The sequence below is a fragment of the Flavobacterium sp. BFFFF1 genome (assembly GCF_002256285.1).
Classification (GTDB): Bacteria; Bacteroidota; Bacteroidia; order Flavobacteriales; family Flavobacteriaceae; genus Flavobacterium.
In genome coordinates this window covers 1-3,320 of sequence record NZ_NKJE01000059.1, presented here as the reverse complement: position 1 = coordinate 3,320, position 3,320 = coordinate 1, and the positions used below count along the sequence as shown (strand labels likewise).

Below are 3,320 nucleotides of genomic sequence, written 5' to 3'. Positions count from 1 at the left end.
TCGCCGCTTTTTAGTAAATTTTTCATTTCTCAAGGCTTACATATAGTTTACAATCAAGCCGATCACAGCGTTTTTTGCAAGCATTTTTAATCGCAATTTTCACGAAAGCAGAAAGTTTCGTTGCCACAAACATCAAAGTCCGTTTTTCAGAAAGCAACTAAGTCTGCAAAACACACAGCTGAAGATTCTCGGTTGGAACAAAAGTAAATTTCATGGGAAATCTTGACTTTACGCTTTCAAACAGCTGCCACAAAAAGCTTCCAGTTTTTATTAAAAAAAAAGCTGCGCAAAAAATCTCCGCGATTTGGTCTGGGATTTTCCAACAAAACGAGAACGTGCTTTCATGTAGTTACTGGTAACGTCCGGCGGCTTCACGTCAGTTGCGGCATTTGGAACTGAGTACTCTCGGCTGGACAAAACGAAGTTATGGAAAAAGCAGTTACATTTTACAAGGGAAGCAGCAATTGCGTGAAACCGCTGTTAGCAGCTGCCACTATTTTTTGAATAAATTTTCTAGCCTTTGAAATTCTCCATTTTGACCGAACATTTCAGTATTTCTCTTAGCACCTATCATATAATGTTCACCGCATTGGAAGCAAAGTTTTGAAATGCCTGTAACAATTCCATTTTTTTTAAAAATTAATATGTCTCTATACATTGGTTCGCAAGTAGTACTGGTCATCGATTCTACTTTCCGTTCGCTAAAAATATCAGATATTTCAGGTAATTTGTCTGCAGAGATTTTCCCTTCATTAATATACATTTTATCCAAATCTTTAAAAAAAGCAGAATCATTTAATCGAGCCGGATAATTGGAAAAACTCCAAAAAATGCGGAATATTTTTGGAACATTTGGATCTTCATTTCGGGCACGAGAGATTGCTTCTGTTTCTACATTATTATCAAGTTTATAATGTGTAACTTCATCGAAGTTGAAAAACGCTGTCGACTCAGGTATTTTTGGAGCTTTGACAACTTTTGGAGTTGATTTTGTACATGCGGTAAAAAGAAGTATGATTGATAAAGATTTGATTGCGTTCATTCTGGGTCGGTTTTTTTGTGGTTGCTGCTAACGTCCGGCGGCTTCACGTCAGTTGCGGCTTTTGGAACTGAGTATTCTCGGCGTGGACAAAACGAAGTTATGGAAAAAAGAAGTTCATTTTACAAGGAAAGTAGCAATTGCGTGAAACCGCTGTTGTGCGAAGTTCTTATAAATCTAACAATTTTCTCATTTTTTCAACTCCTTCAGCGAGAGTTTTTTCTTCGTCGAATAAATGTTTCGTTTCTTCGAGTTTCTCAAAATTGTTAACGCCGAGGCTGAAAAATGGTTTCGCAATTTTTAGGCGTAAATTAGCATATAGTTCTATTTCATCAAGATCTTTTTTAGAAATCATTTCTTGGGGCAGACAAAACTTATTATCAATTAGTCCAACGTATAAACTATTATTTTTTTTGTTATTAGAAAGATTCAGACTTAGTTTTTTGTCTTTGCCTAAAAAATTCAAAAGCAATTTTTTTGTAAATTCACTTTCATCTGCACGCATTGCAAACATGAAGTCTATACCTTGAGAAGTTTCAGTTTTTATTTTATGATCACGGAACTTATCTAAAAAGATTTTAATTTCTTTTGAGTCTGATAAATTGCCGTGAAGAGCAAAATCAAATGTCATTGCAGCTTTACCGATTTCCTCAATACTGAATTGAAACAACGTATATGCTCTAGCTATTTTTTCATTGTTTTTTAAAATAACAGCTTCGTCATATAATTCTTCAGCATTTTGTAATGCCTTGTTGACAGCGTCTAATAAATCTTCTTTTTTCATCGGTACGTTTTTTAGAATTGCGCACAACGTCCGGCGGCTTCACGTCAGTTGCGGCATTTGGAACTGAGTATTCTCGGCGTGGACAAAACGAAGTTATGGAAAAAGCGGTTACATTTTACAAGAGAAGCAGCAATTGCGTGAAACCGCTGTTAGCTGTAGCCGAATTATCCTGTATAAAGTGGTATCGAATCAAATTGCTGCCATTTATTATTCACTCTCTTATAGATGACCATTGATCTACCAAATGAATCAGGCTCAATTAAACTGAAAACTGTAAAAATTACATATTGCTTATCAAGTGAAAATAGAGGAAGTCCAATTTGGCATATTGATGTGTGCTTTCCATATTTTTTATAAATTGTTTTCCAGACAGATTTATCGGTTTCAATGTTTGCTAACACTTTTTTTAAAGTATCTTTAGGAATAATTCTTTTACAATCCATTAAACTAATATTGAAATTAAAATTCTTTGCATCAGCCAATTGTTTACGAATGAATTTTAAATCCTCATCTTTAAATTTTGAAGTTTCCTTAATAATATCTATAAAATTTATTGAGCCAGAAAAATTGTATTCGCTGTAATATATAGAATTTGTAGGAAGGCAAATATTGAGAGAGTTTAATACTTCATATATGTCACTTTCAGAAATTTTAGGCTCAGCCGTTTTGAAAATAATAACTTCTCTCTTCCTTGATGTTTTTTTGATTTCTTGCTGGCAAGCAACAAGTAAAATAGGTAACAAGATTAATAACTTTTTCATACAATTTGCGTGATTTTTGGCTTGGTTACAGCTAACGTCCGGCGGCTTCACGTCAGTTGCGGCATTTGGAACTGAGTATTCTCGGCGTGGACCAAACGAAGTTATGGAAAAAGAACGTTCATTTTACAAGAGACGCAGCAATTGCGTGAAACCGCTGTTAGCTGCCGTCATGTCTACTGTTTACTTGATTCGATTAAAAAATATTGACATTTTAGATCTTCAGAAGTTAACAGAATTTCATCGTTTTCTTTTTTGAATGCATGAAATATAAAAATTGTATCGTTTGAAATAAAAGCTTGTTTATCAAATTCAGTTTTAAAAGTAAATTCAATTGTTTCATCGTGCATTATCCAATTAAAAATGCTTTGCTCCCCTGCTTTCTTCAGTATTCCATTTCCATTTTCCATAAAGTTGAATTCAACACAAACATTTCTTGAAACTGTTAGCCCATCACAAACATTTTTGCACATAATCCACTTGCCTTCTGGAAAGGATAAAGTCATTAATTCACTTTTCAGTTTATGACCTGAAAGTGTTAGTAAGATAAAAATTGAAAATAACGTTTTCATAGATTGTGCGATTTTTACAGCTCAACGCGCTGATGGCAGCTAACGTCCGGCGGCTTCACGTCAGTTGCGGCATTTGGAACTGAGTATTCTCGGCGAGACAGAACGAAGTTATGGAAAAAGGCGGTTCATTTTACAAGGAAAGTAGCAATTGCGTGAAACCGTTGTTA

Annotated in this window: 4 protein-coding genes; all 4 read right to left on the bottom strand. The window is 34.7% G+C overall.

Features of this window, described 5'->3' with window-relative positions:
- Positions 1 to 493: 493 nt before the first annotated feature.
- The 4 genes from CFE23_RS16460 to CFE23_RS16445 all read right to left on the bottom strand — a co-directional run bounded on the left by CFE23_RS16460 (position 494) and on the right by CFE23_RS16445 (position 3,153).
- Positions 494 to 1,042: a hypothetical protein gene (locus CFE23_RS16460; protein ID WP_291090512.1), complete on the bottom strand. Its 549-nt coding sequence runs from the start codon at positions 1,040 to 1,042 to the stop codon at positions 494 to 496.
- Positions 1,043 to 1,208: 166 nt separating this feature from the next.
- Positions 1,209 to 1,823: an AbiV family abortive infection protein gene (locus CFE23_RS16455; RefSeq protein ID WP_291090509.1), complete on the bottom strand. Its 615-nt coding sequence runs from the start codon at positions 1,821 to 1,823 to the stop codon at positions 1,209 to 1,211.
- A gap of 164 nt (positions 1,824 to 1,987) precedes the next feature.
- Positions 1,988 to 2,584, bottom strand: coding sequence for a hypothetical protein (locus CFE23_RS16450; RefSeq protein WP_291090506.1), 597 nt, complete (start codon positions 2,582 to 2,584; stop codon positions 1,988 to 1,990).
- A gap of 173 nt (positions 2,585 to 2,757) precedes the next feature.
- A complete protein-coding gene (locus CFE23_RS16445; RefSeq protein WP_291090503.1) occupies positions 2,758 to 3,153 on the bottom strand; it encodes a hypothetical protein in 396 nt (131 codons plus the stop codon).
- Positions 3,154 to 3,320 lie beyond the last annotated feature (167 nt).

What these genes read in the sequence shown, in the direction of transcription:
- CFE23_RS16445 (WP_291090503.1), bottom strand. Translation starts at nt 3,153, where the DNA reads ATGAAAACGTTATTTTCAATTTTTATCTTACTAACACTTTCAGGTCAT.
- CFE23_RS16450 (WP_291090506.1), bottom strand. Translation starts at nt 2,584, where the DNA reads ATGAAAAAGTTATTAATCTTGTTACCTATTTTACTTGTTGCTTGCCAG.
- CFE23_RS16460 (WP_291090512.1), bottom strand. Translation starts at nt 1,042, where the DNA reads ATGAACGCAATCAAATCTTTATCAATCATACTTCTTTTTACCGCATGT.
- CFE23_RS16455 (WP_291090509.1), bottom strand. Translation starts at nt 1,823, where the DNA reads ATGAAAAAAGAAGATTTATTAGACGCTGTCAACAAGGCATTACAAAAT.